We start from the raw sequence: 1,746 nt of genomic DNA, 5'->3' as shown, positions 1-1,746 counted from the left end.
CCTTATAACAAAACTTTAAAACCCCCCCCCCCCCCCCCGGCGGCCCCCCCCGCGGCGGGTTTGTGCGCAAACCCACCGGGTGGGCCCCCGGGCCCGCCAGGGGCCCGGCGCGCCGGTGTCTCACAAGAATCACACAAAGCCGTCTCCTACGGTTCCCGACGACCAAGACGCACAACTCGTAGGAGGTTGCGCCATGTTCGGCAGTCGCCGTCCACGTGTCCTCGCCGCCCTGTGTGCGGCCCTGGCCATCGCGATGTTGGCCTCGTGCAACAACAGAATGGCGAACACGGCCGAAGGTGCCACCTCTGACGCCGCCGCCTCGCGTTCCGGCGCGAAGCCCAACATCGTGTACGTCCTCACCGACGACCTGGCGTGGAATCTCGTGAAGTACATGCCGCACGTAGAGCAGATGCGGAAGAAGGGGACGACGTTCACCGACTTCTTCGCCACCGACTCGCTGTGCTGCCCGTCGCGTACGTCCCTCCTCACCGGGCAGTACCCGCACAACACCGGGGTCTTCACCAACAGCGGTGATGACGGCGGCTACCGCGCCTTCATGAAGAACCGCAACGAGGAGAAGACCTTCGGGCCCGCGCTGCAACGCGCCGGCTACCGCACCGGGTTCATGGGCAAGTACCTCAACGGATACCAGCCGGGCGACAAGAACGGCACCGACAAGCCCTATGTGCCCTCCGGCTGGGACGAGTGGGACGTCGCCGGGGACGGCTACAAGGAGTACGACTACGACCTCAACGAGAACGGCAAGGTCGTGCCCTATGGGAAGGCCCCCCAGGACTATCTGACGGACGTCCTGTCGAAGAAGGCCACCTCGTTCATCGGCTCCTCGGCGGAGGCGAAGAAGCCGTTCATGCTGGAGGTCGCCACGTTCGCACCGCACGGCCCCTCCACACCCGCGCCACGCGACGAGGACACGTTCCCCGGGCTCAAGGCTCCGCAGACCGATGCCTATGACCAGGCGACCCGTAACGCGCCGAAGTGGCAGAGGATCCTGACGCCGCTGAAGTCGAAGGAGAAGAAGGAGATCGACCGGAAGTTCGCCAAGCGCGTGCGCTCGGTCCAGGCGGTCGACGACATGATCGGTCAGCTGGAGAAGACGCTCGAGGAGAAGGGGCTGGCGGACGACACCTATATCGTGTTCGGCTCGGACAACGGCTTCCACATGGGCGAACACCGGCTCCGTCCCGGAAAGCAGACCGCCTACGACACCGACGTCAACGTGCCGCTGATGGTCACCGGGCCCGATGTTCCGGCCGGTGAGAAGGTGTCGCAGCTCGCGGAGAACGTCGACATGAACCCGACCTTCCTGGACCTGGCGGGCGTGGACCCGCCGTCGACCGTGGACGGGCGCAGCCTCAAGGACCTGATGCACGGCCGGACGGAGAAGGACTGGCGCCGGACCGTCCTGGTCGAGCACCATCACGCGGGTTCCACGAAGGACGATCCCGACGCGGCACCCGACATCAGCGGCAACCCGCCGAGCTACGCGGCGATGCGCACCGACGACTCCCTCTACGTCGAATACACCGATGGGCAGCGGGAGTTCTACGCGCTGGACTCCGACCCCGAGCAGCTGAACAACCGGGCGGCGTCCCTCTCGGCCGAACAACGGGCCGCCCTGCACCGCACCCTCACCGCGCTCCAGCGGTGCAAGGGCGCGGAGAGCTGCCAGAACGCTTCCCAGACCGGGAGCTAGCGGCACCCCCGGCGTGGCGGACCCTCAAGGGC

1 protein-coding gene is annotated in these 1,746 nt (G+C 66.7%); it reads left to right on the top strand.

Going from position 1 to position 1,746, the window contains the following annotated elements:
- The first annotated feature begins 193 nt into the window (after window positions 1-193).
- Window positions 194-1,714: a sulfatase gene (locus ACFXB5_RS14385; RefSeq protein ID WP_385206902.1), complete on the top strand. Its 1,521-nt coding sequence runs from the start codon at window positions 194-196 to the stop codon at window positions 1,712-1,714.
- The last annotated feature ends 32 nt before the right edge of the window (window positions 1,715-1,746 follow it).

The organism is Streptomyces sp. NPDC059455, assembly GCF_042750115.1.
Classification (GTDB): domain Bacteria; phylum Actinomycetota; class Actinomycetes; order Streptomycetales; family Streptomycetaceae; genus Streptomyces; species Streptomyces endocoffeicus.
Note: the sequence above shows the minus strand (reverse complement) of the source record. Positions and strands in the feature narration are given on the sequence as shown.